We start from the raw sequence: 25682 nt of genomic DNA, 5'->3' as shown, positions 1-25682 counted from the left end.
GATTGTTTATTTCATGGCGCAATACGTGTATTCCCTCAACCGCGTTGGCAAGATCGTTCCGCCCAAGCGACAGATTCTCAAGGACATTTCCCTCAGCTTCTTTCCCGGCGCCAAGATCGGCTTGCTGGGTCTGAACGGCTCCGGCAAGTCCTCGCTGATCCGCATCATGGCGGGCGTGGACAAGGACATCGAGGGCGAGGCGATCCCGATGCCGGGCATCCGCATCGGCTACCTGCCGCAGGAGCCCCAACTCGACCCGACGCACACGGTGCGCCAGGCGGTGGAAGCGGGGCTGGGCGAGATCGTTTCCGCGAAAACCCGGCTGGATGAAATCTACGCCGCCTACGCCGAACCCGACGCCGACTTCGACAAGCTGGCCGAGGAGCAGGCCAAGTGCGAGGCGATCCTCGCCACCGCCGGCGCCGACCTCGACACGCAGATGGAAATCGCGGCCGATGCCTTGAGATTGCCGCCGTGGGACGCGACGATCGGCAACCTGTCCGGTGGCGAAAAGCGCCGCGTCGCGCTGTGCCAGCTCTTGCTGTCCAACCCCGACATGCTGCTGCTCGACGAGCCGACCAACCACCTCGACGCCGAATCGGTCGACTGGCTGGAGCAGTTCCTGGTGCGCTACCCCGGCACCGTGGTGGCGGTAACGCACGACCGCTACTTTCTCGATAATGCTGCCGAGTGGATCCTTGAACTCGACCGCGGCCACGGCATTCCGTGGAAGGGCAACTACACCAGCTGGCTGGAGCAGAAGGAGGCGCGGCTGGAGACTGAGTCCAAGCAGGAAGCCGGCCGCATCAAGACGATGAAGCAGGAACTCGAATGGGTGCGGCAGAATCCCAAGGCGCGCCAAGCCAAGTCGAAGGCACGTCTGGCGCGCTTCGAGGAACTCAATTCGGTCGAATACCAGAAGCGCAATGAAACGCAGGAAATCTTCATTCCGGTCGGCGAACGGCTGGGCGACAAGGTCATCGACTTCCACAACGTGACCAAGTCGTTCGGCGACCGCCTGCTGATCGACAATCTCAGTTTTTCGATTCCACCCGGCGCCATCGTCGGCATCATCGGACCCAACGGCGCCGGCAAGTCGACTTTCTTCAAGATGATCACGGGCCAGGAAAAACCGGATTCCGGCGAGGTCGAAATCGGCCAGACGGTGAAGCTCGCCTACGTCGACCAGAGCCGCGATGCCTTGAGCGCGGACAAGACCGTGTTCGACGAAGTCGCCGAAGGCCGCGACATTCTCACCGTCGGCCGCTACGAAACGCCGTCGCGCGCCTATCTGGGTCGCTTCAACTTCAAGGGCGGCGACCAGCAGAAGCGGGTCGGCAATCTGTCCGGCGGCGAGCGCGGGCGCCTGCACCTGGCGAAGACGCTGATCACCGGCGGCAACGTGCTCTTGCTCGACGAACCGTCGAACGACCTCGACGTGGAAACGCTGCGCGCGCTGGAGGACGCCCTGCTGGAATTCGCCGGCTGCGTGCTGGTGATCTCACACGACCGCTGGTTCCTCGACCGCATCGCCACCCACATCCTTGCCTTCGAAGGCGACTCGCAGGTGACGTTCTTCCCCGGCAACTACCAGGAGTATGAGGCCGACAAGAAGAAACGCCTGGGCGAAGAGGGCGCGAAGCCGAAGCGCATCCGTTACAAGCCGATCAGCCGGTGAGCGCACGATGATTTTGGCAAGGTTGGCCGACGCCGATCGCTATCTGCCTCTACATCCGCTGTTTGCGCGTGCTTTCGAATTTCTGCGTGGTACCGACCTGATGACGCTTGCACCTGGAAAGCACGATGTGCAGGGTGAGCAGGCCTTCGCCATTGTCGAGGTGTGTGACAGCCGCACGCGGGCGGAGGCGAAGCTGGAATGCCATCGGCGTTACATCGATATCCAGCTGGTGCTGGAAGGCATCGACGAGATGGGATGGAAGCCGGTCGCCGCATGCGTGGATCCTGCGACGGATTACGATGCAGCGCGAGACATCCGGTTCTTCAACGACACGCCGTCCAACTGGATCGCCACCCCGCCTGGGGCGTTCTGCCTGTTTTTCCCCGAGGACGCACATGCGCCGCTGGTGGGTCAGGGCAGGATCCGCAAGGTGGTGATGAAGATCGCCGTGCAGCCGGATTAGGACGTCTCAGTAGTGCGGCGGGATGTCGTCGCGCGGCGTGCGCGTCTCGTCGGGCCGTGCATCCTTCAGTCTGTCGTTCAACAGGCGCAGCTGCTGCTGCAAGGAATCGATCTGATCCTGTTGCCGGACCACGGTCTGGTTGAGTGTGTCGAGCAGGTCTTCGGCGAAAGCGAGTTTGGTTTCGATTTCGGTCAGACGGGCTTGTGCCCAAGCCGCAAGGCTGTTGGGTGCTTGTGCCCAAGCCGCAAGGCTGTCGGGTGCTTCCATCATGGGTGTCCTGCTTGTGCGGCGGCGCCCAGCAGCGGCGTGACCAGGTTTTTCAGCCGGGCGTAATGCAGCTGCCCGGCGACCGTGTGACGGATGTGGCCGTCGGCATCGAGGATGAACGAGGTCGGTACGGTCGAGACGTTGCCAAACGCCGCGGTCACTGAGGCATTGGTCGGCGCGGCCCGGAACGTATAGCCCTTGTCCTTCATCCAGGCGTCGATTTTCTCCGGCGGATCGTCGACGCTGATTGAAACGACGTCGAATCCGCGGCTGCGGTAATCCTGCCAGAAGGCGTCGATCACCGGCTTTTCCTTGCGGCAGTAGGGACACCAGGTCGCCCAGAAATTCACCAGCACGACCTTTCCTTTGAGCGCGTCGCTGGTCAGCGCGCTGCCATCGGTCAAGGTGACCTGCCAGGGCGGGAGGACATGATTTTCATCGCTGACCTCGGCGGGGGGACGAAACCACAGCCAGGCGACCAAACCCAGTAAAATCAGGGTCAGCGGACTCGGTGTCCATTTTTTTACGAAGGCGCGTCTATCCATGTTGTGGCTGAAATCGTTTCATATCGTGATGGTGGTCAGCTGGTTCGCCGGACTGTTCTACCTGCCGCGCATCTTCGTCAACCTCGCGATGGAAACCCACGAAGCCGCATACGACCGCCTGCTGCTGATGGCGCGCAAATTGTATCGGTTTGTCACGCCTATCATGTGGCTGACACTGATTACCGGCGTCTGGCTGTGGCTGGCTTACTGGCTGCCGACGATGGGGTGGCTATGGCTCAAGCTTGCGCTGGTTGCCGGCCTGGTGGGCTACCACCACGTCTGCAAAAAGCTGCTGCGCGCATTCGAAGCCAGACAGAACATCAAATCCCATGTTTGGTTCCGCTGGTTCAATGAAATCCCGGTGATCGTGCTGCTGGTCGTGGTATTGCTGGTGGTGCTGAAACCGTTTTAAGAATTATTGAAAGTATTGTTTGAAACCCGAATCCCGTCGCACCAAAACGCCGCATCCCCTCCGTCCCGAACGCGAGGCGCTGCCGCCTGCCAGCCACTTTGCCACCTGCCCGCGCGGCCTGGAGGCCTTGCTTGAAACCGAACTCGCCGCAGCCGGTGCGCAGGTGGTCCGCCAGGTGCCCGCCGGCGTGCTGTTCATGGCCGATGCCGCCGCCGAGATGCGTGCCAACCTGACCTCGCGCATCGCCACCCGCATTTTGCGCAAGGTCGGCTACACCCGCTATCGCAAGGAAGAGCACATCTACCGCGCCGCACTCGATCTGCCGTGGCCGGAGTGGTTCGACGTAACGAAGACCATCGCGGTAAAGGTCGGTGCGCAGAATGCACCCCTGAAAAGCCTCAACTTCATCACGCTGAAGATCAAGGACGCCATCTGCGATCGCTTCCGCGAGGAAACCCGCGAGCGTCCGAGCGTCGACACCGAAGCGCCCGACGTGTTGGTGTATGCATTCTTCACCCCGGACGCGGTGACTTTCTATCTCGACACCAGCGGCGAGCCGCTGTTCAAGCGCGGTTTCAAGCGCGAGGCGAGCGCGGCGTCGATCAAGGAAAATCTCGCCGCCGGCCTGTTACTGCTGTCCGGCTGGGAACCCGGCACGCCGCTGCTCGACCCGATGTGCGGTGCCGGCACGATTCTGCTGGAAGCGGCAGATATGACGCTGAGCCGCGCGCCGGGGCGCAGCCGGCATTTTGCGTTCGAGCACTACCGTGACTTCGATGTGGCCTTGTGGAAGCGCATCAAGATGGAGGCGCAGGCGCAGGAAAAGCCGCTCACGCGCCTGCCCATCTTCGGCGCCGACCAGGATCGCTGGGTGCTCGACAAGGCACGCAACAACCTTGAGGCCGCGGGCTATGCGGAGGCGGTCGAGCTGAAAGTATCCGATGTCCTCGAGCTGAAGGCACCCGCGCCGGCCGGCACCATCGTCACCAATCCGCCCTATGGCGAGCGGCTGGGCGAGGCCGAGGATCTGGCCGCGTGGTATCCGCTGCTGGGCGACTGGCTGAAGCAGAATTTCAGCGGCTGGGACGCGTGGATCATTTCGGGCGATCCGCTGCTGCCCAAGCTGATCGGCCTCAAGGCGAGCCGGCGCATTCCGCTGTTCAACGGCCCGATTGAAACCCGTTTCCTGCAATATAAGGTCGTCGCGGGCACCATGCGGCCGAACAAGCCTTCTGCAAGTTCATCCTGAGAAACTTATGCTGACTGCATCGCTGCGTCTGACGGGCACTCTCAATGACGGCGCCGAGGTCTACCGTAGCTACTATCTGGTGGCTGATTTTGGACAGCACGGCGGCGGCAAGTCGTCGATCATCCCGCTCTCGCTTGGCGCGCCGATGCCGGATGACGATCATCTGGTAGTGAAATACGGTGGCGAGGAAGCCGCTCTGAAAGCTGCGGCCGAAGCCATCAAGGCGTTGCCGGGCAATCAGGGGCTGGAGGTACGGGTGGTGATCAACCCCGAATGAGGGGGTCGCCGCAGCCGAATAAAAAACGGGGCGCCTGACACCCTGTTTTTGAGTGGGCTGAACGGGATCAGACGATGTCCAGATGGTCCAGTCCCGCCATCATGTCGCGCCCCTTGGCCTCCTGGCCATGCAGCTTGATCTGCAGGCGCAGGTCGTTGAGGCTGTCGGCGTTCCGCAGTGCGTCTTCGTAGGAAATCATCCCGGCTTCGTAAAGATCGAATAGCGCCTGGTCGAAGGTCTGCATGCCGAGTTCGCGCGACTTCGCCATGATTTCCTTGATCTCGTGCACGTGGCCCTTGAAGATCAGGTCGGCGATGAGTGGCGAGTTGAGCAGGATCTCGACCGCGGCGACGCGGCCGTTGGTGCCCTTGCGCGGGATCAGGCGCTGCGAGATGAAGGACTTCAGGTTCAAGGACAAATCCATCAGCAGCTGGTCGCGCTTTTCCTCGGGGAAGAAGTTGATGATGCGGTCGAGCGCCTGGTTGGCGCTGTTGGCGTGCAGCGTAGACAGGCACAGGTGACCGGTCTCGGCAAACGCGATGGCGTACTCCATGGTGTCGCGGTCGCGGATTTCGCCGATCAGGATGACGTCGGGCGCCTGGCGCAGGGTGTTCTTCAGTGCCGAGAACCAGTTGTCGGTGTCGATGCCGACTTCGCGCTGGGTGATGATGGATTTCTTGTGCTCGTGCACGTATTCGATCGGGTCCTCGACCGTGATGATGTGCTCAGCAGCGTTTTCGTTGCGGTAGCCCACCATCGCAGCCAGCGAGGTCGATTTGCCTGTGCCGGTGCCGCCAACGAAGATGACCAGGCCACGCTTGATCATGGCGACGTCGCGCAAAATGGGCGGGAGGTTCAGTTCCTCCATCTTCGGGATCTTGGTGTTGATGGTCCGCATCACCACGCCGACGCGGCCCTGCTGCACGAAGACGTTGACGCGGAAGCGGCCGATCTCGGGCGGACTGATCGCGAAGTTGGATTCGTTGGTCGCCTCGAAATCCTTCCATTGCCGCTCGTTCATGATCGAACGTGCCAGTTCGCTGGTGTGCGCGGGCGTCAGGCTCTGGTTCGAGACCGGGGTGATCTTGCCGTCGACCTTGATGGCAGGCGGGAAACCGGCCGTAATGAACAAGTCGGAGGCGTTCTTCGCCAGCATCAGGCGCAGCAGGTCGTGGATGGTTTTTTCAGCGTTCATCGTTCAGTCCTCAACCCATGAAGGCATCTTTGTTTTGCGCCGCGGCGCGCGCAACGCCCGAGGCAATGATGTTGCGCTTGACCAAGTCCTGCAGGCACTGGTCAAGCGTCTGCATGCCGAGGTTGCCGCCGGTCTGGATCGACGAATACATCTGCGCCACCTTGTTTTCGCGGATCAGGTTGCGGATGGCCGGGGTGCCGATCATGATCTCGTGGGCGGCGACGCGACCGTTGCCGTCCTTGGTCTTTAGGAGCGTCTGCGAGATCACCGCGCGCAGCGATTCGGACAGCATCGAGCGCACCATTTCCTTCTCTGCCGCGGGGAACACGTCGACGATACGGTCGATGGTCTTGGCAGCAGACGAGGTGTGCAGCGTGCCGAACACCAGGTGGCCGGTTTCGGCGGCGGTCAGCGCGAGGCGGATGGTTTCCAGATCACGCAATTCGCCGACCAGGATGACGTCCGGGTCTTCCCGCAACGCCGAGCGCAGGGCGTTACTGAACGATAGCGTATGCGGGCCGACCTCGCGCTGGTTGATCAGGCATTTCTTGCTCTGGTGCACGAATTCGATCGGGTCCTCGACGGTGAGGATGTGCGCGTACTGGTTCTCGTTGACGTAGTCCATCATCGCCGCCAGCGTGGTCGACTTGCCGGAGCCGGTCGGTCCGGTGACCAGCACGATGCCGCGCGGCTGGTCGGAGATTTCCTTGAAGATGGGCGGTGCGTTGAGCTCTTCCAGCGTCAGTACCTTGGACGGAATCGTCCGGAACACCGCGCCGGCGCCGTACTGCTGGTTGAAAGCGTTGACGCGAAAGCGCGCGAGGGAAGGGATCTCGAACGAGAAGTCGATTTCCAGCGTTTCCTCGTACACCTTGCGCTGGCTGTCGTTCATGATGTCGTACACCATGCGGTGCACGTCCTTGTGGTCCATCGGCGGCAAGTTGATGCGGCGGATGTCGCCGTTGACGCGAATCATTGGCGGCAGGCTTGCAGAGAGGTGTAAGTCGGACGCCTTGTTCTTGACGGCAAAAGCCAGCAGTTCGGAAATATCCACGCGTGCCTCGTTCAGTATTGGAGGGGTTTTGACTTTATCGATCCGGAACGAAACCGCTTGAAACCACCGGGGCGGGCGGCTTGGCGAAATCCCTTGAAAGCCGGATTGCGTTTCGGATCGATAACAATTTAATCATGGCTGTTATTGAACGGGGTTTGTGTTCAATAATAATCGCAATGGATAACGGCCCGGAAACACGAAAACTTGAGCCTGGCCTGCCGCCTTGCGGCAGCACGGCAAGTGTCCGTTTGCAGGCCGTGCAGGCGCGGATCGCGAGTGCGGCATCCGAAGCTGCGCGCGATCCGGCGGCGGTATGCCTGTTGGCGGTCAGCAAGACCTTCGATGCGGCGGCGGTTCGCGGCCTGGCCGCCTGCGGCCAGCGCGAATTCGGCGAAAATTATGTGCAGGAGGCGCTGGAAAAACAGGCGGCGTTGCGCGATCTGCCGCTGGTGTGGCATTTCATCGGGCCGATCCAGAGCAACAAGACACGGGCGATCGCCGAAAATTTCAGCTGGGTGCACAGCGTCGATCGGCTGAAGATTGCCGAGCGCCTGTCTGCCCAGCGCCCAGCTGACATGCCTCCTTTACAGATATGCATCGAGGTGAATGTCAGCGGCGAAGCGAGCAAGAGTGGCGTGGTGCCGGCCGAGCTGCCCGCGCTGGCGGCGGCGGTAGCGGCGCTCCCGGGCCTGCGCTTGCGCGGCCTCATGGCGATACCCGCGCCGACCGCTGACGCGGCGGCACAGCGTGCCGCATTCAGGCAGGTGCGTGGACTGTTTGACGATCTGAAAACGCGCGACCATGCGCTCGATACCCTGTCGATGGGCATGTCGGGCGATCTCGAAGCGGCAATTCTGGAGGGTGCGACCACCGTTCGGGTCGGAACCGCCCTCTTTGGTGAAAGGACGTAGGTATGCATAAAGTGAGCTTCATCGGCGGCGGCAACATGGCGGCCGCCATCATCGGCGGTTTGATCGCCAGCGGCACCTCACCCACCGACATCGAAGTGGTGGAGATCAATGCCGACGCACGGGCACAGCTGTCCGCGCGTTTCGGCGTCGTGACCCATACGGACCTGTCGCAGGCGCGGCTGCATCCCCTGATCGTGCTGGCTGTGAAACCGCAAACCCTGCCTGAGGTGGCGGCCGCCCTGGCGTCACGGCTCGCGGGCCAACTGGTGATCTCGATCGTTGCCGGGGTTCGAGTGGCCGATCTTGCGCGTTGGCTGGGCGGGCACCGCCGCATCGTCCGCACCATGCCCAATACGCCGGCGCTGGTCCAGGCGGGAGTGACCGGCCTGTATGCGCCGCCGGATGTCGACCAGGACGCGCGCTCGCAGGCCGAAGCGGTGTTGCGGGCCGTCGGCGGCGTGGTGTGGGTGGAGGACGAGTCCTGGCTGGATGCCGTGACCGCCGTGTCGGGTAGCGGCCCCGCCTATGTGTTCTATTTCATCGAGTCGCTGGAGGCCGCCGCCGTGGCACAGGGCCTGCCGGCCGCCACGGCACGCCAGCTGGCCTTGCAGACTTTTTTCGGCGCCGCCAAGCTGGCGCTGGAGTCGGGCGAGGAACCGGCCGTCCTGCGCCAGCGCGTCACGTCCAAGGGCGGCACCACGGAACGCGGTATCGCGGCCCTGGAGGCGGCGTCCGTGAAGGCGGGCATTCGGCAGGCAGTGGAGGCGGCCGGCCTGCGCAGCGTGGAAATGGGCGATGAACTGGGGCGACTCGCATGATCGCAGGCGCGCTGACCTTCCTGATCCAGACGCTGGGCAACCTGTTCGTGATTGCCGTATTGCTGCGCTTCATGATGCAGCTGTACCGGGTGCCGTTTCGCAATCCCTTCGCGCAATTCATCGTTGCCGTCACCGACTTCGCGGTCAAGCCCCTGCGCCGCGTGGTGCCGGGCCTGTTCGGCCTCGACTGGGCCTGCCTGCTGCTTGCCTGGCTGGTCGAACTGGTGGTGGTCACGGCAGGCTACTGGCTGAGCGGCTTTCCATTCGCCTTGGCGGGCGGCAAGGTGTGGCCGGTCATGCTCGGCCTGGCGGCGGTACGGCTGGTCAGTCTGGCGGTATACATGATCATCGGCCTGACTGTCGTGCGTGCGGTGCTCTCATGGGTCAATTCGAATACCCCGCTGATGCCGGTGGTCTATGAGTTGACCGAACCGTTTCTGCGCCCGCTGCGCCGCATCGTTCCGATGATCGGTCAGGTCGACCTGACGCCGCTGGTGCTGTTCATCCTGTGCCAACTGGTCCTGATGGTGCCGGTACTGGCGATCGAACGGGCCTTGCTTGGCGCACTCTGAGCGGGAACGCCCCCCGGTCTGGGCGCACCGCAATGGTGCGGATTGGCTGCTGGAGTTGCACGTGCAGCCGGGCGCGAAGGTGACCGCCGCCGTTGGCGAGCATGGTGGCCGCCTGAAACTAAAGATTGCCGCGCCGCCGGTCGATAATAAAGCGAATGCGCATCTGCTGGCCTGGCTGGCCGCGCAACTGGGGCTGCCGAAATCCGCGGTGCGCCTGGTGCGAGGCGAAACTTCGCGGCAGAAGACCGTAGTGGTGTGTGGCGCCGACGCACCCTGGCGTGATATCGAGACAAGCAGTCAAACATGAGCATCCACCTGGAACAGGAAGTCGCCGAGTACAGCGAGCGGCGGTTGCGGCTGGCGACTGCGATTACCGACTATGCCGACTGGCTCGACCGCCAGCACGGTATCGATGCCGAACGCACCCTGCGCCTGGCCGATACCGCAGCGGGCCTGCGCCAGGACAAGCTGGTGGTGGCGTTCGTGGCCGAGTTTTCGCGCGGCAAGACCGAACTCATCAACGCCCTGTTCTTCGCCGACCATGGCCAGCGTCTGTTGCCGTCCGACGCCGGACGCACCACCATGTGCCCGACCGAACTGTTTGCCAATGCGGACGAACTCCCCAGCCTGAGCCTGCTGCCGATCGAAACGCGCCGCCGCAGCGAATCGCTGGCGCGGCTCAAGCACATGCCGATCGAGTGGTGCCGGGTCTTGCTCGATCCCGCCGATCCGCGCCAGTTGCAGGAAAGCCTGAAAAAACTGACTGAGACCAAATCGATGCCGGCTGTGGATGCCATCGAAATGGGATTATGGAACGGCGAGGACGCCAGCGAGCACCACCTGCTGCGTGCAGACGGTACCGTGGAGGTGCCGGCCTGGCGCTACGCCATGGTCAATTATCCCCATCCGCTGTTGCAGGCCGGACTGACGATACTCGACACCCCGGGACTCAACGCACTGGGGGCCGAACCCGAGCTCACCCTGTCGGTGATTCCGAATGCGCATGCAGTGATGTACCTGCTGGCCACCGATACCGGGGTGACGCGCTCGGATCTCGAAATCTGGCAGAAACATGTCCACCGCCATTCCAACTACCACGTGGCGGTCCTCAACAAGATCGACATGCTGTGGGACGAACTCAAGAGCGATGCCGAAGTGCAGGCGACCATCGAACGCCAGGCCGAGGAAACCGCGCGCGTACTGAAGCTGCCGCGCAGCCGCGTGTTCACCGTGTCGGCGCAGAAAGCGCTGGCGGCCACCATCCGCGGCGATGCCGCCCTGCGCGTACGTTCCGGCATCGAATCGCTGGAATACCTGCTGGCGCACCAGGTGATCCCGGCGCGACGCGATATGCTCTACCACGCGGTCAGCCGCGAGGTGGCAACGCTGCTCGACGAGAGCCGAGCGGATCTGGCTGCACGGCTCAAGCGCTCCAGCGACGAACTGATCCAGCTCACCCAGTTGTCGGGCAAGAACCGCGAGCTGATCGAACAGACGCGCGCCAGCCTGCAGCAGGAAAAGGACAGTTACGACGCCACCGCCGACCAGTTCCGCTCGACCCGGAAAATGGTGCAGGGCCAGGGCGAGCATCTGCTGTCGCACCTGTCTGAAGATACGTTGGATGCGATCCTGAAAGCGGCCCGTGACACCATGGAGAACAGCTGGACCACGCGCGGGCTGACGGGCGGCATCCGCCACCTGAGCGAAGAGATGGGCAGCCGTTTCCAGCAGGCGACCCGTCTGGCGGACAACATGCTGGATGCGCTCGAGCAGGCCTACATGCGGTTTCACCGCAAGCACAATCTGCCGAAGATGCAGGTGCCGCGGCTCGACCTGGGGGCCTACCGCAACCGGCTGGATGCGCTGACCCGCGAGACGGACGCTTTCTGCAAGGATCCCGCCAACCTGATGCTGGAAAAGCGTTTCATGATCCGGCGCTTTTATGCCGGCCTGGCCGAGGAGGCGCGCAAGGCATTCAAGCTCGCGCGGTTGGAGGCGGAGCGCTGGCTGCGTATCGCGCTCGATCCCATCATGACGCGCATCCGCGAGCATAAGCAGTATCTCGACACGCGGCTGGCCAGCCTGCAGCGCATCCTGGAAAACATGGGCACGCTGCACAGCCGCATGGCGCAGATCAAGCAGGAGATCAGCACGCTACGCCACGACAAGCTCGAGCTTGCCCGCATGTCCGAGCAGCTCACGGTTTAGGGTTCCGCCGGATTCGGTTAGCCGTTCAGGCGGTTCAACAGCACCGAGGTCTTGTCCGGGTCGGTGTTCTTCAGCAGCCGCTGCGTGGCGGAGGTCAATTCGTCCAGGTGGGATTTCAGCACCTGCTGCTTGACCTGCAATAGGCTGGCGGGCTGCATCGAAAACGTCCGCAGCCCCAGCCCCAGCAGCAAGCGCGTCAGCAGCGGATCGCCCGCCATTTCCCCGCATACCGAAACCGGCTTGCCGGCCTTGTCGCCGGCCCGGATGGTCAGCTGGATGAGGTTGAGCACCGCGGGATGCAGCGGATCGTACAGATGCGCGACGCTGTCGTCGGCGCGGTCGATCGCCAGCGTGTACTGGATCAGGTCATTGGTGCCGATTGACAGGAAATCGAGCTGCTCGGCGAAGAAGCTGGCCGAGAGCGCGGCGGCGGGCACTTCGATCATGCCGCCGAGCGGGATGCCTTCGTCGAATTTCAGTCCATCCTTGCGCAGCGAGGCCTTGGCCTCGTCGATGCGTTGCAGGGTCTGCCGCAATTCCATGAAACTTGCCAGCATGGGAATGAGGATGCGCACCTGGCCGTGGACCGATGCCCGCAGGATCGCGCGCAACTGGGCATGGAACAGGCCCGGCTCGGCCAGGCATAGACGGATCGCGCGCAGGCCCAGTGCCGGGTTGTCGGCCACGGTGTGGCCCCACGGCGCCTGCTTGTCGGCGCCCAGGTCGAGGGTGCGGATGGTGACCGGCTTGCCGTCCAGCGCTTCGGCCACCGCCTTGTAGGATGCGTATTGTTCCTCCTCGCTCGGCAGGTCGCTTCGGTTGAGGAACAGAAACTCGCTGCGGAACAGGCCGATGCCGTGCGCGCCCGCGGCCTTCACAGCGTCGATGTCGGAGAGCAATTCGATGTTGGCCATCAATTCGACCGGTGTGCCGTCCAGGGTGGCCGACTTGCTGGTCTTCAGCCGCTTGAGCTTGTCGGTGTCGATGCGCCATTGATTCTGCCGCAGCCGGTATTCGGCCAGTACGGATTCGTCCGGGTTGACGATCACCACGCCATCGCGGCCGTCGACGATCAGCAGGTCGTGGTCGCGGATCAGGCCGCGCCCGTTGTGCAGCGCCATCACCGACGGCATGCCCATGCTGCGCGCGAGGATCGCCGTATGCGAAGTGGTGCCGCCAAGGTCGGTGATGAAGGCGGCGAAATGCACGTTCTTGAAGATGACCATGTCGGCCGGCGACAGCTCGTGCGCGACCAGGATGCGTTCGCTGTCGAAATCGACGTCCAGCGGCAGGTGGCTGGGGTGGCCCATCAATGCCTTCAGCACGCGCTGAACCACCTGCACCACGTCTTCCTGACGGCTGCGCAGATAGGCGTCGTCGATTTCCTCGAAGCGTGCCACCAGCGCTTCCATCTGCTGCGCCAGCGCCCATTCGGCGTTGCACTGGGTCTCGCGGATCAGGCGCTTGGGCGCCTCGGCGATCATCGAGTCGCCGAGGAACATCAGGTGCATGTCGAGAAATGCCGACAGCTCGGCGGGCGCGTTAGGCGGGATGTGGCTGCGCAGCACTTCGAGTTCGGCGCGGGTGGCGAAGATGGCCTCGTCGAAGCGCGCCAGCTCGTCCTTGATGTACTTGCGGTCAAGCATGTATTGCGGCACTTCGACGCGCGCGTTGGAGGTGAGGTGCGCATAGCCGATGGCGATGCCGCCCGAGACGCCGATGCCGTGCAGCGAGAAGCTCACAGTTCCTCCCCGAAACCGCTGGAAATCAGGCCGGCCAGTGCGTCGATGGCTTCCACCTCGTCGTCGCCGTCGGTCTCCAGGGACACGGTCGTCCCCTTGGCCGCGGCCAGCATCATCACGCCCATGATGCTCTTGGCATTAACGCGGCGACCGTTGCGCGACATGAACACATTGCTCTTGAAGCTCGACGCCAGCTGGGTCAGCCGGGCCGACGGGCGCGCATGCAGGCCCAGTTTGTTGACGATTTCAACGTCCCGTTGCTGCATGGCACATGGTCTCGGAAATATGGTTGATGCTGTTGCGGCCGCCTTCGACGATGCGTTCGATGAGCTGCGGCAATGCCAGGGTGTCGCGGTAGTTCAGCGCCTTCAGCAGCATCGGCAGGTTGACACCGGAAACGCCTTCGATATGAGCGGGTTCGAGCAGGCGGCACAGCGTATTGCTGGGCGTGGCCCCGTACACGTCGGTCAGCACCAGGATGCCGTCGCCTTCGTCCAGTTCGGCCAGGCGGGACTGCAATGCCTTCTGCCGTTCGTCGGGGTCGGCATGGCCGATGAAATCAATCGTGGCGAGGCCGCGCGGGCGCTGCCCCAGCACGTGGGTGGCGCACTCGACCAGGCTGTCGGCAAGCGAGCCGTGGGCAACGATGAGAATGCCTATCATGGGGTGGATGTCAGGCCAAAACCAGCATTCTAGCGAAGCCGGGCCTTCATTGCTGGGGAGGCATGGATTTGCCCGGCGGCGTCCACCGCCAGATAGTCGGCGATACCCAGACGGGATGCATGATCGGCCAGCCGGGCTGCGCCGTCGATGAAGAGCGGCTTGGACAGCGCATCCGAACGTGTCCCGGCGCGATCGCCCGACACCAGGATCGTGACCGATTGCATGCCGGACGCCGGCCAGCCGGTGCGCGGATCGATCAGGTGGCAGTAGCGATGCCCCCCGGCCTCGAAATAGCGCTGGTAATCGCCCGAGGTACCGATTGCGTTGCCGTCGTGCAGATCCAGCGTGGCCAGCGTGCCGGGTTTGCGCGGGTGCTGGATGCCGACGCGCCATGGACGGTCGCCGTGCTGCCCCAGCGCGATGACATTGCCGCCGATGTTCACCAGCGCGTTTTTGATGCCGTGGGAGGTCAGGATGCGAACGGCCTCATCCAGTGCGTAGCCTTTGGCGTAACCACCGAGATCCAGCTGGACGGCCGGATTGTCGCTCCAGGCCTGATTGTTTTCGATATGCAGGTCTTCCATGCGTGGCGCCGCCTTCACCCAGCGTGCAATGGCGGCGGCATCCGGCACCTTCCCCTGTGGCGTGTCGGCATGGAATCCCCACAGCGCAATCAGGTTGCCGATGGCCGGGTTGAACAGGTCGTTCGACCGCGCCGAAACCGTTTGGGCATCGCGCAGCATGGCGGCGAGTTCGGGGGAGACGGGGATGTGCTCCCCTTTGGCCAGTCCGGCGTTGAGCCGCGACAGTTCGCTTGGCTGCCAGGCATGCAATTGGTGGTGCAACGCGTCAAAACGCGCCAGCACGGCGGCGATCGCCTGGCGGGCCTGTGCTTCCGGCGCATCGTAGACGCTGACTTCGACCAGTGTGCCGAAAACGTAGGATTGCTGCTGAACCAGCGGCGGCGAACTGCAGGCAGCCAGTGCGAAGGGAAGGAATGCAAGCCACAGAACGAGCCGTACGATGCGTCCATTCAGGATACTGGCGTTCGACATGACGTGGTTCACAACAGCATTCTCAGCTTGCGGCCGCCGGCGATGGAAAACCCTTCGCGCTCATAAAACGCCAGGGTCCTGTCGAATTGCGGGAGCGGCGGGGTGGTGACTTCCAGCCGTTTCCATCCCCGCGCCGTGCCGTATGCCTTGGCTTCGGAGACCAGCCGCATTCCCAGCCTACGGGTGCGGTATGCCGGGTGAACGTACAGTTCCGGGATCATGCCGAAAGTGCCTTCGGCATACAGCGCATGGCATTCGCAGAGCGCCACGAAGCCGACCGGGTCGCCGCTGGCAGGCCGGGCCACAAAGACGACATAGGTCCCGTTGCCCAGATAGGTCTCCAGTCTTGCGGTGGTTTCCTGGAGATTGAAATTGAAGGCCTGAGCATCGATCGCGTTGATGATTTCCGCGAGCAATTCGCCGACCAGGATGGCAATCGCGGGGGCATCCTTCGCATGGGCCGGCTGGATCAGGATGTCGGCAGTCATCCCGGCGAATGTTCGGCGAGTTGGATGCGCTCGATTGCGGCAATGAAGTGCGCTGCGACGTCGTACCCGGTCTGCGCAGTAATCTCCTGGAAACCGGTTGGGCTGGTGACGTTGATTTCGGTGAGGCAGTCGCCGATCACGTCGAGCCCGGCAAGGAAGATGCCGCGGGTCTTCGCCCACGGTGCGATCGTGTCGGCGATCTCGCGATCTCGCGCGGACAGGGGTTGTGCACGGGCCGTGCCGCCTGCTGCAAGGTTGCCGCGCGTCTCGCCCGCCAGGGGAATGCGCGCCAGCGCCCACGGCACCACTTCGCCATCGATCAGGAGGATGCGTTTGTCGCCGTCCTTGATTTCCGGCAGGTAGCGTTGCGCCATGATGGCGCGGCGACCGCGCTGCGTCAGCGTTTCGAGAATGGCGTTGCGATTGAGGTCGGATTGCGTGAGGCGAAAGATGCCGCTGCCGCCCATTTCGGTGAGGGGCTTGACGATGATGTCCTGGTGCTCGGTGAGGAAACGCCCGATATCCGCGGCATTGGCGGAAACCAGGGTGGGGGCGACGAATTGCGGAAAATCGAGGATCGCCAGTTTCTCGTTGAAGTCGCGCAGGGCGGCCGGCCGGTTCAATACGCGTGCGCCGTTGGATTCGGCAATGCCCAGCAGATGGGTGGCAAGCAGATAATCGGTGTCCACCGGCGGGTCGGTGCGCATCACCACGGCGTCGAAATCCTTCAGCGCGTAGACATCGCTTTGCGTGACGCGGTACCAGTCGTCGTCGGTGCGTACTTCAAGCGCGACACAGGTCGTGTGGGCGATGCCGCTCGCGATGTGCAACTGGTTGGCCTCGGCAGCGAACACGGCATGGCCGCGGGCCACCGCCGCGCGCATCATGGCCACCGAGCTGTCCTTGTAGGGCTTGAGACCCGCCAGGGGATCGACGATGAACAGCAGTTTCATGCAGCGGCAACCGCGTTTTCGGTGTTCTCGGCCCGATTGAGCGCCTCGTCGAGCTCGATGCTGGCGGCCAGCATCGCCAGCCGCGCGATCACCCCGTAGGCATAGAAGCGGTTGGGCGCGGCGTCGGGGTTGGCGCTGCGGTCGGGCGTCAGGCAGGTGTCGTCGAACGCCAGGGGCACGAAATGCATGCCGGGACTGTTGAGGTTTTCGTCCGACCCGCGCCCGGTGTGTACGCGGTAGAAGCCGCCGACGACGAAATGGTCGAGCATGTAGACCACCGGTTCGGCAACCGCGCCGTTGATGCTCTCGAAGGTATAGACCCCTTCCTGGATCAGCACCTCGCTGAAGGCGAGCCCTTCCTTGCCGACGGCCATCTTGTTGCGTTGCTTGCGGTTGAGTTCGCGCACGTCGTCCGGCGATTTCACCGTCATGATTCCCATGCCATAGGTGCCGGCGTCGGCCTTGACGATGACGAAGGGCGGTTGGTCGATGCGGTATTCGTCGTATTTGAGCTGGATCTTGTCCAGCATCTCGCCCACCTTCTCGGCCAGACATTCTTCGCCCTGACGCGCCTGGAAGTCGATCTTGCCGCAGTGGTTGAAATAAGGGTCGATCAGCCAGGGGTCGATGCCGACCAGCCGGGAGAATTCGCCGGCGACGTGCTGGTAGGCGGCAAAGTGGCTCGACTTGCGGCGGGTCGCCCAGCCGGCATGCAGCGGCGGCATGATGGTCTGTTCGATGCCCTTGAGGATATCGGGCACGCCCGCCGAGAGGTCGTTGTTGAGAAGCACCGCGCAGGGGTCGAAGCCTTCCAGCCCGACGCGGTCGCCCTTGCGGATGAGCGGTTCCAGCGTGAGACGCCCGCCGGCAGGCAGTTCCAGTGTGGTCGGTTGGGTAATCTCGGGAATCAGCGTACCGATACGCACGATGAGGCCGGTCTGGCGCAGGATGTGTGCGAGTACCGCGACGTTCTGCAGGTAAAAGGTGTTGCGCGTGTGGTTCTCGGGGATCAGCAGCAGGCGCTGGGCGTCGGGGCAGATTTTTTCCACCGCGCCCATCGCCGCGTGGATCGACAGCGACATGAACGACGGGTTGAGGTTGTTGAAGCCGCCCGGAAACAGGTTGGTGTCGACCGGCGCGAGCTTGAAGCCCGCGTTGCGGATATCGACGGAGGTGTAGAACGGCGCCGACTGTTCCTTCCATTGCTGGCGAAACCAGTGCTCGATGGTCGGCTGGGCATCAAGCAGGCGTTTTTCCAGTTCCAGCAGCGGACCGGTGAGTGCAGTGGTGAGGTAAGGAACCATAGAATAGGGCTTTCGAAGAAGGTTTTATTTTAGGCCAAGCCGGATGTTTGACATCGTTTTGTTTCAGCCCGAGATTCCGCCCAACACCGGCAACCTTATCCGCCTCGCGGCCAACACCGGTTGCCGTCTGCATCTGGTCGAACCACTGGGCTTCGACCTGTCGGACAAGCAAGTGGCGCGCGCCGGGCTGGATTACCACGACATGGCCTGCGTCACGGTGCATGCCGGCTGGGACGCGGTGCAGGCGGCCCTGGCTGGCCGGCGCTGGTTTGCGCTCACCACCAAGGGCAGCGTACGCTATGCCGATATCGCTTTCCGACCGGACGACGTGCTGCTGTTTGGCCCGGAGTCGCGTGGCCTGCCTCCGGAGATCCTGACGCAGTTCGACGCGGACCATCGTCTGCGCCTGCCGATGCTGCCCGGCTCGCGCAGCATGAACCTGTCCAATGCCGTCAGCGTGGTCGTGTTCGAAGCCTGGCGGCAAAACGGTTTTCCGGGTGGCACCTAAGTCCACAGCGGGTAAGCGTCGCATGAGCATGCTCACCTTGACTTTTTCCTCCCTCGATTGACCCACCGGGGGGCCCATGGTTCGGGAGCTGCCTGTCCGCGCTTCAGTCAGATGTCCGCCGCGCTAAAGTTTCAGCCTGTAAAGACGTTATTGAAGATAACGTTATCTGTATATATGCGATTTCATTGGAGTGGTCGCCGGATAACGTATCGAGCAATAGCGGATTGAGTTGAGGAAAGTATGCGCGTCAATTTACCCATTACGAATGCTGAATATGAATTGAGCGATGGCGTGTCGCTGGTCTCTAGGACCGATCTGAAGGGGCGAATCCTCTACGCAAACCTCGCCTTCATCGAGGCCAGCGGTTTTAGCGAAGCCGAACTGCTCGGGAAACCCCATAATCTTGTCCGCCATCCGGATATGCCGGAAGAAGCGTTTGCGGATCTCTGGGCCACACTGAAAGCCGGCCTGCCCTGGAGTGGCGTGGTGAAGAACCGCCGCAAGAATGGTGATTTCTACTGGGTGTTCGCCAACGTGACGCCGGTGAATGAAAACGGCGTGGCCAACGGCTATCTGTCGGTGCGGACCAAGCTGTCGCGGCCGCAGATAGTCGAGGCCGAGCACCTTTATCGGCAGTTCAAGGAGGGTCGAGCGGACCATATGGCGATCAGACATGGCATGGTTGTTCGTACTGGACTGATTGGCCGGCTGATGTCCTTCAGACGTATCCCCGTCAATCTGCGCATTGCGTTGAGCACTGGAATCGGTGCCGCCTTGATGCTAGGCGTCGGCTTGTTCGGCGGGTGGGAAACCAGCGCCCTGGCCAAGACGGCCGGCGTGCAGAGTACGCTTCCTGCATTGATGGTGACGGCGGGTGGAATCGGTGCGCTCCTGACGTTGTTGTTCGGCTATTTCATCTCGCGCACGATCCTGCGCCCGCTGGATCGCGCATTGGGCGTCGCGCACGCGATCGCGGGCGGCGACCTGTCGCTTCAATTCGAGGTGTCCGCCTGGGACGAGACCGGCCAGTTGATGCGTGCGCTGACCCAGATGAAGGCCAACATGGTCGGTGCGGTGTCCGATATCGGCTTGAATGTCGAGAGCATCAGGATTGCGGCCAGCGAGATCGCTTCCGGCAACGCTGACCTGTCAGGGCGCACCGAATCGCAGGCATCGAGCCTTGAGGAAACCGCCAGTTCCATGGAAGAGCTCACCAGTACGGTGAAACAGAATGCCGAGCATGCCCGCCATGCCAACCAGCTGGTTGGCTCGACTGCCGAGATCGCTGCCAGAGGGGGGGCGGTGGTCGGAGAGGTGGTCGACACCATGGCCTCGATCAGCGCCAGTTCGAAGAAAATTGCCGACATCATCGGCGTGATCGACGGTATCGCCTTCCAGACCAATATCCTGGCACTGAACGCCGCAGTGGAGGCCGCGCGCGCGGGGGAGCAGGGGCGTGGTTTCGCCGTGGTCGCGGGCGAAGTCAGGAACCTGGCGCAGCGTTCCGCCGGGGCCGCTCGGGAGATCAAGTCGCTCATCGGCGATTCGGTGGAAAAAGTCGATCTGGGTAGCAAACTGGTGGGCGAAGCGGGCGGGGCCATGGAAGATATCGTCACCTCGGTGGAGTTGGTGGCCGAACTCATGAGCGGGATAGCCACGGCAAGCCAGCAGCAGAGCGCCGGCATCGAACAGGTCAATCAGGCAGTCGGGCAGATGGACGAAATGACCCAGCAGAATGCTGCGCTGGTGGAGCAGGCCGCAGCCGCGGCAGAGAGCCTGCATGAACGAGCGGACAAACTCGCCCAGGCTGTGAGCATGTTCCGCCTGCAAGGTGACGGAACGTCAGTCCGCCCCGAGCGCGCTACGCGACCGGTTTTGCACATGCACCCGAGGGCGCCGGCTGCGTCCTCGGCCCTACCGGAAAAGCGCGCGGTCGCGTGCTAGCCACGGCCGCCTGCCACTGTCGGGCGCAGGATGCTTAATCGATAAGCGTGGCGTCCTGCTCGCAGCGAGCCCGAAGCCAGGCGATCAGTTCGTTCAAAGGAAGAGGCCGGCTCAGGTGATAGCCCTGGGCCTGCTCGCATCCCATGCCGGCCAGCAGGGCCAGGGCTTCCGCGTTCTCCACGCCTTCCGCGATGACGCGCAGCCCGAGACTGTGGGCCAGGGCGACGGTGGATCGCACGATGATCGCGTCCTGGGTGTTGTTGTTCATGCCCATGACGAATGAGCGGTCGATCTTCAGGGCGCTGAGCGGGAGACGCCGCAGATAGGCCAGGGAGGAATAGCCAGTCCCGAAATCGTCGACGGCAATGTTCACGCCCATGGCCGCGATTTCCTGCAGCAATGCGACCGAGCTGTCCGGGTCGTGCATCAAGGCGGTCTCGGTCAGTTCCAGTTCGACTTCCCGTTCGGGAATGCCGTGCCGGGTGATGGCTTCCGCAAGCCGGGCCACGTAGTGGGTGTCCATCAGATTGCGCACGGAGAGATTGATGGCCACGGGTTGCGCATATCCCAGATCGTGCAAACGCCGCTTGTCCGCCAGCGCCAGGTCCATGATGGCGGTCGTAAAGGGGTGGATGACGTCGTTCATTTCCACCAGATGGATGAAGACGCCAGGATACAGCAGACCGCGACTGGGATTCTGCCAGCGCACCAGCGCCTCGAAACCGGTGACCTGTCCGCTCGCAATGTCCAGCTTGGGCTGGTAGTGAAGAACCAATTCCCCGCCTTGGACCGCCTGCACCAGTTCGCTGGCGAGGGCGAGACGATCCGGGCTGTAATTGTCGAAACTGCGGTCGTAGACCACGACGCCGGCTGTCAGCGTCTTCGCCTGATACATGGCCACGTCCGCCGCCCGCAACAGCGCATGGCTGCTCTCGCCGTGTTCCGGGTAATACGCCACGCCCACGCTGACGCCCACCTGCAAGGCCATGCCATCCACCATAAAAGGCCGGCGCAGTGCCGTCGTCACGTGTTTGGCCAGCGTGACGGCATCGGTTTTGTCGGGCAGACCCGTGAGCAATACGGCGAACTCATCTCCGCCCAGGCGGCAGACCAGAGCACGAGTGCCAGACAGGGCGTCCTGCAGTCGCGGGCCGATATGCGTCAGCAGGTGATCACCAACGTGGTGGCCCAGGGTGTCATTGATTTCCTTGAAGTGGTCCAGATCCAGCAGCAGGAGTGCGGTCAGTCCGCCCGGGGCCTCTTCGATCCGGGTTGTAAATTCTTCATGCAGGACGGAGCGATTGGGCAAAGCGGTGAGGCTGTCGTGTTTGGCCTGGAAGCCCAGGCTGACGACATGGCGTGAATTGGCGATGGCCAGGGCGACGGTATTGCTGAAGGCATTCAGGGTCTCCAGTTCCACATCGCTGAATGTCCGCTGCTCACGGTATGCCAGGTTGATGCATCCCAGTGCCTGTTCGTGATAAATCATGGGAATGATGAGCGCCGAGTTCAGATTCGCTGCTGCCAGGACATTCTTCAGATCAGTCGGGACGCGGTCGTCGTGGGAAAGATCGTTGCTGACCAGCAAACGTTTTTGAGTCATCGCCTGGCCGCTGTGGCTTCCAGCCACGGGCAGATTGACGATCAGCCGCAATATCTGTTCCTCAAAACCGCGATGGGCCACCAAATCCAGCCGGGCGGCATCCGCAGACAGCAGATAGATCGCGATACTGGGCGCATGGCTCAGGCCGAGCAGGGCCTCCATGGTTTCCTGGAGGATCGCGTCCAGCTTCAAGGAGGCGTGCAGGCGATTGGACAGCTGGTTGATGAGACGTAGATGTTCGTTGCGTTCGATCAGGGCCTGGCGCGACAGCATCAATTCGGCCTCGGCTTTCTTGCGTTCGCTGATGTCGCGCACGGTCGCCAGGATGTGCGGTTCGTCCCCGATCATGACGATGTTCAGGGTCACTTCAGCGTCGAAGGGCGTGCCATCGTAACGCTGGTGGCGCCACTCGAAGAACTGGGTTTCGCCGTCGAAGGCCGACGTGATTTTCTCCTGCGCCTTGGTCCTGGACAGGCGGCCGTCCGGCTGGAACTCGGGGGAATACCGATAAGGCGTGGTGCCGACGATCTGATCGCGTGTGCAGCCGAACATCTCCAGCGTGGCCGGATTGCAATCCACAAAGTACTCCCCCTTCATTAGGAAGATGCTGTCGCCCGCACGTTCGAACAGGGTGCGATAGCGCGCCTGGCTGTCGCGCAGACTGGCCTGGGCCTGCTTTTGCGCGGCCAGATCGGCTGCGATTCCCAGGAAACCTTCGATTTTTCCATCCGGGCCATACAGGGTCGTGACCGACAGCCGCACCGGAATACGGCTTCCATCCTTGCGCAAATAGGTCCACTCGCGTTCCTCGGATTGGCCGCGCCTGGCCTTGGCGACAAAGACGTCAAACCCGGGCTGGATCGGCTCGCCCAGTTCCTGGGTGAGCGCTGCCGCGTGCTGACGTATTTCGTCCGTGTCGTGAAAGAGGGCCGGCGTCTGCTTGCCGATCACCTCGTCCGCGGCATATCCCAGCATGCGCTGGGCTGCCGCGTTGAAACTGACGATAAGGCCGGCGGTATCGGTGGAGATGATGCTGTAATCGGCACTGTCCAGGACGGCCTGTTGTCAGGCCGAAAGATGCGCGACGGCTGCGTCGGATTCGATCTGGCGCGCCAGCGAGCGCCGATAGACCCATGTGCCGCCCAGCAGGAAGACGCAGAGCAGCAGGCTGGCCAACAGCAGCCTCTGCAGCCAGCTGTATACGATGGCATGCCAGGGGATCAGCGAGCCGGCCAGCAGGCCGTACTCGTCTATGCGTTCGTAGACGAGATAATGGAGGCCCTGGTTACGCGGCAGGTCGATGGCCATCGAGCCTCGTCCGTGCTTGGCTGCGGCAAGCTGCCGAAGGGTTTCCGGCGAGACCGGCTGGCCATACGTGCTTGGGACCGTGGCCCGTGTGTCGCCTGCGGGCAGGGGATAGAAATATTGCAGGTAATGGTCGTCGCGCAGCAGCCCCATCTGGATTTCGGGCGGCAGGGTCGTGTGCGCCCACAAGGTGGTGCCGCCCTTGATCGAATACCCTGCCGTCATGACCGCCACCAGCCGGCCCTGCGAATCAAGAATGGGTACCCGCACCGGGTTCACCCAGAGCTTCAGCGCCTTCATGTAGTACGGCCTGCCGAACTGGATATGGCCGGAACGGATGCAGGCAAGGAAACTGTCGCGGGTTTCGGGCTGGCTCAGCAGGTTGGGCAGGGATTTTCCATCCGGAACGCCGCTGACCAGGACGAGTTGTCCATCGGGCCTAGCCAGCCCCAACCCGGCCATACCTGGATCGATCGATTTCATGCGTTCGATGAGTTCGCGTCCGCGGGAGGGCGACTGCAAGGCACCCTGGGCGATGAGTTCGCTGCCCAGGCCGCGCAGGACCAGTTCATAGTTTTTCAATGTGGTGCGCGTGTTCTGCACCAGGATGCTGTTGAAATAGCGCAATTGCCCCTCGATATCCCGTTTCGCGTCGAGCCAGTGCCGGGCAACGGCGATGAAATAAGCCAGCACGAAAAACCCGATCAAGGCAAAGAACAGACCGCGCAGAGGCCTGGGATCGTTTTGGGATGGCGGATTGACGGAGCTGCTCATGCTGAGGTGGGGCCTAGGCGGTGGCGGATCCTTATGTTCGTTAGTGTTGTTGAAGGCAGCCTGTCCGGTGCCGGACGTCGTTGCATGATGATGTGGCCACGACGTCTGGTGTGTAACGGATATAGTCAATTGGACTGTAGCCGGGCGCCTGCACGACGACAAGTGCCGTTTTAAGGTGGGCGTCGGGTCGATTCTGCCTGCGATGCAGGCGAGGTGGTTTTCGAAAGGAGTGAAGCGGCGCTTTAAAACTCGGCCTTGATTTCCCTGTTCAACAAGGTGTCGACTGCACGGTCGGCGGGCAAGCCATCGAACAATACCCGGTAGACAGTGCGGGCGACTGGCATCTCCACACCGAGTTCGTCGGCCAGCGCGGCGACTTCGCGTGCGGTGGTGACGCCTTCGGCCACATGGCCGAGTTCGTTGAGGATGGCATCGAGCGGCAGGCCGCGGGCAAGTCGCAGGCCGACTTGGCGGTTGCGCGACAGATCGCCGGTGGTGGTGAGGATGAGGTCGCCGAGTCCCGACAATCCCATGAAGGTCTCGAAGTGGCCACCGAGCTTGACGCCGAGGCGGGTCATTTCGGCGAGGCCGCGGGTGATCAGTGCGGCGCGGGCGTTGTGGCCGAGCTGGAGGCCGTCGCAGATGCCGGCGGCAATCGCCATGACATTTTTCAGCGCGCCGCCGAGTTCGACGCCGATGACGTCATCGTGCGCATAAATGCGCAGGCGCTGGCCCGACAGACTCTCAGCCAGATGCTGCGCCAGGGCGGTGTCGTGACAGGCCAGCGTAAGTGCGGTGGGATAGCCTTGTGCGACTTCCTGGGCAAAGCTGGGGCCCGACAGCACGCCGGTCTGTGTGTGCGTGGGGAGCAGCTCGGCGACGAGTTGATGGGGCAATTTCCGGCTGCCGGGTTCGAAGCCTTTGCTGACCCAGATCAGCGGCGGCAGGTTGGCATGGGCGGCCAGGGCGGCCAGCGTCGGACGCAGGCCACCGCTGGGGACGGCAACGACGATGAGGTCGGCTGCCTCGACGGCAGCGCCGAGATCGGGGTTGAAGTGCAGCGCGTCCGGTAATCTGCAGTCAGCCAGATAGCGTGCATTGACGCGGGTCGTACGCATGGCGTCGAGTTCGGCTGCATTGCGCCCCCACAGAGTGACGGTATGGTGGGGAGCCCAGCTGGCTGCCAGTGCGGTGCCCCATGCGCCGGCACCCAGTACCGACAGCTTCATTGCCCCCAGACCTCTTGCACCGATATCCAGCCGGTCAGGCCGTTGGCATGTTTGACTGGCAGCCAGCCGGTGGCATCGGGCTTGCCGGTGACGTCGAGCAGGACGCCGCGTGCGGCACGGAACACGGAGGGGGCGTCGGCTCGCGGCTGTTGCCGGACGGTGCCGGTTTCAGTCTTGATCATCACGCTCCGGGGGCCGTCCAGGGCCGATTTCTCGATCCATGCCAGACGGCCGGTGTAGTCGCGTACCTTGACCCAGGCCTCGGTGTCGACGACAACTTCGAAAGGCAGGCCGCTCCCCGCCACCGTCAGCTTGCCGGCTGCAGTCGAGGGGGCGTCATACAGCACGGCGGCATGTCCGGTGCTGCGGTATTCCAGTGCGCTGGCCGGGTTCGCCAGTGCAAACAGCAGGCCGCCTGCGAGGAACAGGCCAGCGCGAAACCGTCGCACGGTCAACACGTCCGCT

27 protein-coding genes are annotated in these 25682 nt (G+C 62.9%); 12 read left to right on the top strand and 15 right to left on the bottom strand.

What is annotated here, in order from left to right:
- Positions 1-13 precede the first annotated feature (13 nt).
- Together ettA and B058_RS0103735 are read left to right on the top strand one after the other, a co-directional pair.
- A complete protein-coding gene (gene ettA, locus B058_RS0103740; protein WP_018507137.1) occupies positions 14-1678 on the top strand; it encodes an energy-dependent translational throttle protein EttA in 1665 nt (554 codons plus the stop codon).
- Positions 1679-1685: 7 nt separating this feature from the next.
- A complete protein-coding gene (locus tag B058_RS0103735) occupies positions 1686-2141 on the top strand; it encodes a NanQ anomerase/TabA/YiaL family protein (RefSeq protein WP_026240612.1) in 456 nt (151 codons plus the stop codon).
- Between the two features lie 6 nt (positions 2142-2147).
- Here the strand turns inward: B058_RS0103735 and B058_RS0103730 are convergent, their stop codons facing one another.
- Together B058_RS0103730 and B058_RS0103725 are read right to left on the bottom strand one after the other, a co-directional pair.
- Positions 2148-2408, bottom strand: coding sequence for a SlyX family protein (locus tag B058_RS0103730; protein WP_018507135.1), 261 nt, complete (start codon positions 2406-2408; stop codon positions 2148-2150).
- Positions 2408-2953, bottom strand: a complete 546-nt coding sequence (locus B058_RS0103725) for a TlpA family protein disulfide reductase (RefSeq protein ID WP_018507134.1) — start codon at positions 2951-2953, stop codon at positions 2408-2410. The genes B058_RS0103730 and B058_RS0103725 overlap by 1 nt, the downstream gene beginning before the upstream one ends.
- Between B058_RS0103725 and B058_RS0103720 the strand changes: the two genes are divergently transcribed.
- The 3 genes from B058_RS0103720 to B058_RS0103710 are packed head-to-tail and all read left to right on the top strand — an operon-like array spanning position 2952 to position 4891.
- Positions 2952-3365 carry a CopD family protein gene (locus B058_RS0103720; RefSeq protein WP_018507133.1) on the top strand — a complete coding sequence of 138 codons (414 nt, stop codon included), beginning with the start codon at positions 2952-2954 and terminating at the stop codon, positions 3363-3365. The genes B058_RS0103725 and B058_RS0103720 overlap by 2 nt on opposite strands.
- Before the next feature lie 19 nt (positions 3366-3384).
- On the top strand, positions 3385-4614 hold the full coding sequence (locus tag B058_RS0103715; RefSeq protein ID WP_018507132.1) for a THUMP domain-containing class I SAM-dependent RNA methyltransferase: 1230 nt from the start codon (positions 3385-3387) through the stop codon (positions 4612-4614).
- A 7-nt stretch (positions 4615-4621) separates the two neighbouring features.
- Positions 4622-4891, top strand: coding sequence for a hypothetical protein (locus B058_RS0103710; protein WP_018507131.1), 270 nt, complete (start codon positions 4622-4624; stop codon positions 4889-4891).
- Between the two features lie 67 nt (positions 4892-4958).
- Here the strand turns inward: B058_RS0103710 and B058_RS0103705 are convergent, their stop codons facing one another.
- A complete protein-coding gene (locus tag B058_RS0103705; RefSeq protein ID WP_018507130.1) occupies positions 4959-6086 on the bottom strand; it encodes a PilT/PilU family type 4a pilus ATPase in 1128 nt (375 codons plus the stop codon).
- Positions 6087-6096: 10 nt separating this feature from the next.
- On the bottom strand, positions 6097-7140 hold the full coding sequence (locus B058_RS0103700; RefSeq protein ID WP_018507129.1) for a type IV pilus twitching motility protein PilT: 1044 nt from the start codon (positions 7138-7140) through the stop codon (positions 6097-6099).
- A gap of 176 nt (positions 7141-7316) precedes the next feature.
- Here B058_RS0103700 and B058_RS0103695 point away from each other — a divergent pair, with 176 nt between their 5' ends.
- From B058_RS0103695 to B058_RS0103675, 5 genes are read left to right on the top strand one after another with little or no spacing between them, the layout of a single operon-like run.
- A complete protein-coding gene (locus tag B058_RS0103695; RefSeq protein ID WP_051082008.1) occupies positions 7317-8051 on the top strand; it encodes a YggS family pyridoxal phosphate-dependent enzyme in 735 nt (244 codons plus the stop codon).
- Positions 8052-8053: 2 nt separating this feature from the next.
- The gene (gene proC, locus B058_RS0103690; protein WP_018507127.1) at positions 8054-8869 is read left to right on the top strand and encodes a pyrroline-5-carboxylate reductase; all 816 of its coding nucleotides are present in this window, start codon (positions 8054-8056) and stop codon (positions 8867-8869) included.
- The gene (locus B058_RS0103685; RefSeq protein ID WP_018507126.1) at positions 8866-9441 is read left to right on the top strand and encodes a YggT family protein; all 576 of its coding nucleotides are present in this window, start codon (positions 8866-8868) and stop codon (positions 9439-9441) included. Before proC ends, B058_RS0103685 begins: the two co-directional genes overlap by 4 nt.
- On the top strand, positions 9428-9748 hold the full coding sequence (locus tag B058_RS0103680) for a DUF167 domain-containing protein (protein ID WP_026240609.1): 321 nt from the start codon (positions 9428-9430) through the stop codon (positions 9746-9748). Before B058_RS0103685 ends, B058_RS0103680 begins: the two co-directional genes overlap by 14 nt.
- Complete coding sequence (locus tag B058_RS0103675; RefSeq protein ID WP_018507124.1) at positions 9745-11649, top strand: dynamin family protein; 1905 nt, start codon at positions 9745-9747, stop codon at positions 11647-11649. The genes B058_RS0103680 and B058_RS0103675 overlap by 4 nt, the downstream gene beginning before the upstream one ends.
- 17 nt (positions 11650-11666) lie before the next feature.
- Here the strand turns inward: B058_RS0103675 and ptsP are convergent, their stop codons facing one another.
- Genes ptsP through gshA form a run of 7 tightly spaced genes read right to left on the bottom strand, consistent with a single transcriptional unit; the run spans position 11667 to position 17854 of the window.
- Positions 11667-13391 (bottom strand): phosphoenolpyruvate--protein phosphotransferase, encoded by a 1725-nt coding sequence (ptsP, locus tag B058_RS0103670; protein ID WP_018507123.1) that lies wholly within the window; start codon positions 13389-13391, stop codon positions 11667-11669.
- Positions 13388-13657, bottom strand: coding sequence for an HPr family phosphocarrier protein (locus B058_RS0103665; protein WP_018507122.1), 270 nt, complete (start codon positions 13655-13657; stop codon positions 13388-13390). Before B058_RS0103665 ends, ptsP begins: the two co-directional genes overlap by 4 nt.
- Complete coding sequence (locus tag B058_RS0103660; RefSeq protein WP_018507121.1) at positions 13638-14054, bottom strand: PTS sugar transporter subunit IIA; 417 nt, start codon at positions 14052-14054, stop codon at positions 13638-13640. Before B058_RS0103660 ends, B058_RS0103665 begins: the two co-directional genes overlap by 20 nt.
- Positions 14055-14083: 29 nt before the next feature.
- Positions 14084-15121: an FAD:protein FMN transferase gene (locus tag B058_RS0103655; RefSeq protein WP_018507120.1), complete on the bottom strand. Its 1038-nt coding sequence runs from the start codon at positions 15119-15121 to the stop codon at positions 14084-14086.
- Positions 15118-15597 carry a GNAT family N-acetyltransferase gene (locus tag B058_RS0103650; RefSeq protein WP_018507119.1) on the bottom strand — a complete coding sequence of 160 codons (480 nt, stop codon included), beginning with the start codon at positions 15595-15597 and terminating at the stop codon, positions 15118-15120. Before B058_RS0103650 ends, B058_RS0103655 begins: the two co-directional genes overlap by 4 nt.
- On the bottom strand, positions 15594-16550 hold the full coding sequence (gene gshB / locus B058_RS0103645) for a glutathione synthase (protein ID WP_018507118.1): 957 nt from the start codon (positions 16548-16550) through the stop codon (positions 15594-15596). The genes B058_RS0103650 and gshB overlap by 4 nt, the downstream gene beginning before the upstream one ends.
- A complete protein-coding gene (gshA, locus tag B058_RS0103640) occupies positions 16547-17854 on the bottom strand; it encodes a glutamate--cysteine ligase (protein WP_018507117.1) in 1308 nt (435 codons plus the stop codon). Before gshA ends, gshB begins: the two co-directional genes overlap by 4 nt.
- 43 nt (positions 17855-17897) lie before the next feature.
- On the opposite strand from gshA, the gene B058_RS0103635 reads away from it, so the two are divergent.
- Together B058_RS0103635 and B058_RS18400 are read left to right on the top strand one after the other, a co-directional pair.
- Complete coding sequence (locus tag B058_RS0103635; RefSeq protein WP_018507116.1) at positions 17898-18362, top strand: tRNA (cytidine(34)-2'-O)-methyltransferase; 465 nt, start codon at positions 17898-17900, stop codon at positions 18360-18362.
- Between the two features lie 240 nt (positions 18363-18602).
- Entirely contained in the window at positions 18603-20306 is a 1704-nt protein-coding gene (locus B058_RS18400; RefSeq protein ID WP_018507115.1) for a methyl-accepting chemotaxis protein, read from the top strand.
- Positions 20307-20340: 34 nt separating this feature from the next.
- Here B058_RS18400 and B058_RS17210 read toward each other — a convergent pair whose 3' ends face one another.
- The 4 genes from B058_RS17210 to B058_RS0103610 form a co-directional block, all read right to left on the bottom strand.
- Positions 20341-22962 carry a sensor domain-containing protein gene (locus tag B058_RS17210; protein ID WP_281166663.1) on the bottom strand — a complete coding sequence of 874 codons (2622 nt, stop codon included), beginning with the start codon at positions 22960-22962 and terminating at the stop codon, positions 20341-20343.
- Positions 22963-22974: 12 nt separating this feature from the next.
- On the bottom strand, positions 22975-23988 hold the full coding sequence (locus tag B058_RS0103620; RefSeq protein ID WP_018507113.1) for a PDC sensor domain-containing protein: 1014 nt from the start codon (positions 23986-23988) through the stop codon (positions 22975-22977).
- A 242-nt stretch (positions 23989-24230) separates the two neighbouring features.
- Positions 24231-25217, bottom strand: coding sequence for an NAD(P)H-dependent glycerol-3-phosphate dehydrogenase (locus tag B058_RS0103615; protein ID WP_018507112.1), 987 nt, complete (start codon positions 25215-25217; stop codon positions 24231-24233).
- Positions 25214-25666, bottom strand: coding sequence for an SH3 domain-containing protein (locus tag B058_RS0103610; protein ID WP_245539246.1), 453 nt, complete (start codon positions 25664-25666; stop codon positions 25214-25216). The genes B058_RS0103615 and B058_RS0103610 overlap by 4 nt, the downstream gene beginning before the upstream one ends.
- Positions 25667-25682 lie beyond the last annotated feature (16 nt).

The organism is Thiobacillus thioparus DSM 505, assembly GCF_000373385.1.
Lineage (GTDB): Bacteria > Pseudomonadota > Gammaproteobacteria > Burkholderiales > Thiobacillaceae > Thiobacillus > Thiobacillus thioparus.
The sequence above is the reverse complement of the archived record's forward strand: the minus strand, read 5'-3'. Positions and strand labels throughout refer to the sequence as shown.

Excerpts from the sequence above, each read along its gene's own strand:
- B058_RS0103675 (WP_018507124.1), top strand. The coding sequence starts at position 9,745 with ATGAGCATCCACCTGGAACAGGAAGTCGCCGAGTACAGCGAGCGGCGG.
- B058_RS0103665 (WP_018507122.1), bottom strand. The coding sequence starts at position 13,657 with ATGCAGCAACGGGACGTTGAAATCGTCAACAAACTGGGCCTGCATGCG.
- B058_RS0103660 (WP_018507121.1), bottom strand. The coding sequence starts at position 14,054 with ATGATAGGCATTCTCATCGTTGCCCACGGCTCGCTTGCCGACAGCCTG.
- B058_RS0103735 (WP_026240612.1), top strand. The coding sequence starts at position 1,686 with ATGATTTTGGCAAGGTTGGCCGACGCCGATCGCTATCTGCCTCTACAT.
- B058_RS0103725 (WP_018507134.1), bottom strand. The coding sequence starts at position 2,953 with ATGGATAGACGCGCCTTCGTAAAAAAATGGACACCGAGTCCGCTGACC.
- gshB (WP_018507118.1), bottom strand. The coding sequence starts at position 16,550 with ATGAAACTGCTGTTCATCGTCGATCCCCTGGCGGGTCTCAAGCCCTAC.
- B058_RS0103650 (WP_018507119.1), bottom strand. The coding sequence starts at position 15,597 with ATGACTGCCGACATCCTGATCCAGCCGGCCCATGCGAAGGATGCCCCC.
- B058_RS0103615 (WP_018507112.1), bottom strand. The coding sequence starts at position 25,217 with ATGAAGCTGTCGGTACTGGGTGCCGGCGCATGGGGCACCGCACTGGCA.
- B058_RS0103720 (WP_018507133.1), top strand. The coding sequence starts at position 2,952 with ATGTTGTGGCTGAAATCGTTTCATATCGTGATGGTGGTCAGCTGGTTC.
- B058_RS0103710 (WP_018507131.1), top strand. The coding sequence starts at position 4,622 with ATGCTGACTGCATCGCTGCGTCTGACGGGCACTCTCAATGACGGCGCC.
- proC (WP_018507127.1), top strand. The coding sequence starts at position 8,054 with ATGCATAAAGTGAGCTTCATCGGCGGCGGCAACATGGCGGCCGCCATC.
- B058_RS0103695 (WP_051082008.1), top strand. The coding sequence starts at position 7,317 with ATGGATAACGGCCCGGAAACACGAAAACTTGAGCCTGGCCTGCCGCCT.
- B058_RS0103620 (WP_018507113.1), bottom strand. The coding sequence starts at position 23,988 with ATGAGCAGCTCCGTCAATCCGCCATCCCAAAACGATCCCAGGCCTCTG.
- ettA (WP_018507137.1), top strand. The coding sequence starts at position 14 with ATGGCGCAATACGTGTATTCCCTCAACCGCGTTGGCAAGATCGTTCCG.
- gshA (WP_018507117.1), bottom strand. The coding sequence starts at position 17,854 with ATGGTTCCTTACCTCACCACTGCACTCACCGGTCCGCTGCTGGAACTG.
- B058_RS0103730 (WP_018507135.1), bottom strand. The coding sequence starts at position 2,408 with ATGGAAGCACCCGACAGCCTTGCGGCTTGGGCACAAGCACCCAACAGC.
- B058_RS0103635 (WP_018507116.1), top strand. The coding sequence starts at position 17,898 with ATGTTTGACATCGTTTTGTTTCAGCCCGAGATTCCGCCCAACACCGGC.
- B058_RS0103685 (WP_018507126.1), top strand. The coding sequence starts at position 8,866 with ATGATCGCAGGCGCGCTGACCTTCCTGATCCAGACGCTGGGCAACCTG.
- B058_RS18400 (WP_018507115.1), top strand. The coding sequence starts at position 18,603 with ATGCGCGTCAATTTACCCATTACGAATGCTGAATATGAATTGAGCGAT.
- B058_RS0103705 (WP_018507130.1), bottom strand. The coding sequence starts at position 6,086 with ATGAACGCTGAAAAAACCATCCACGACCTGCTGCGCCTGATGCTGGCG.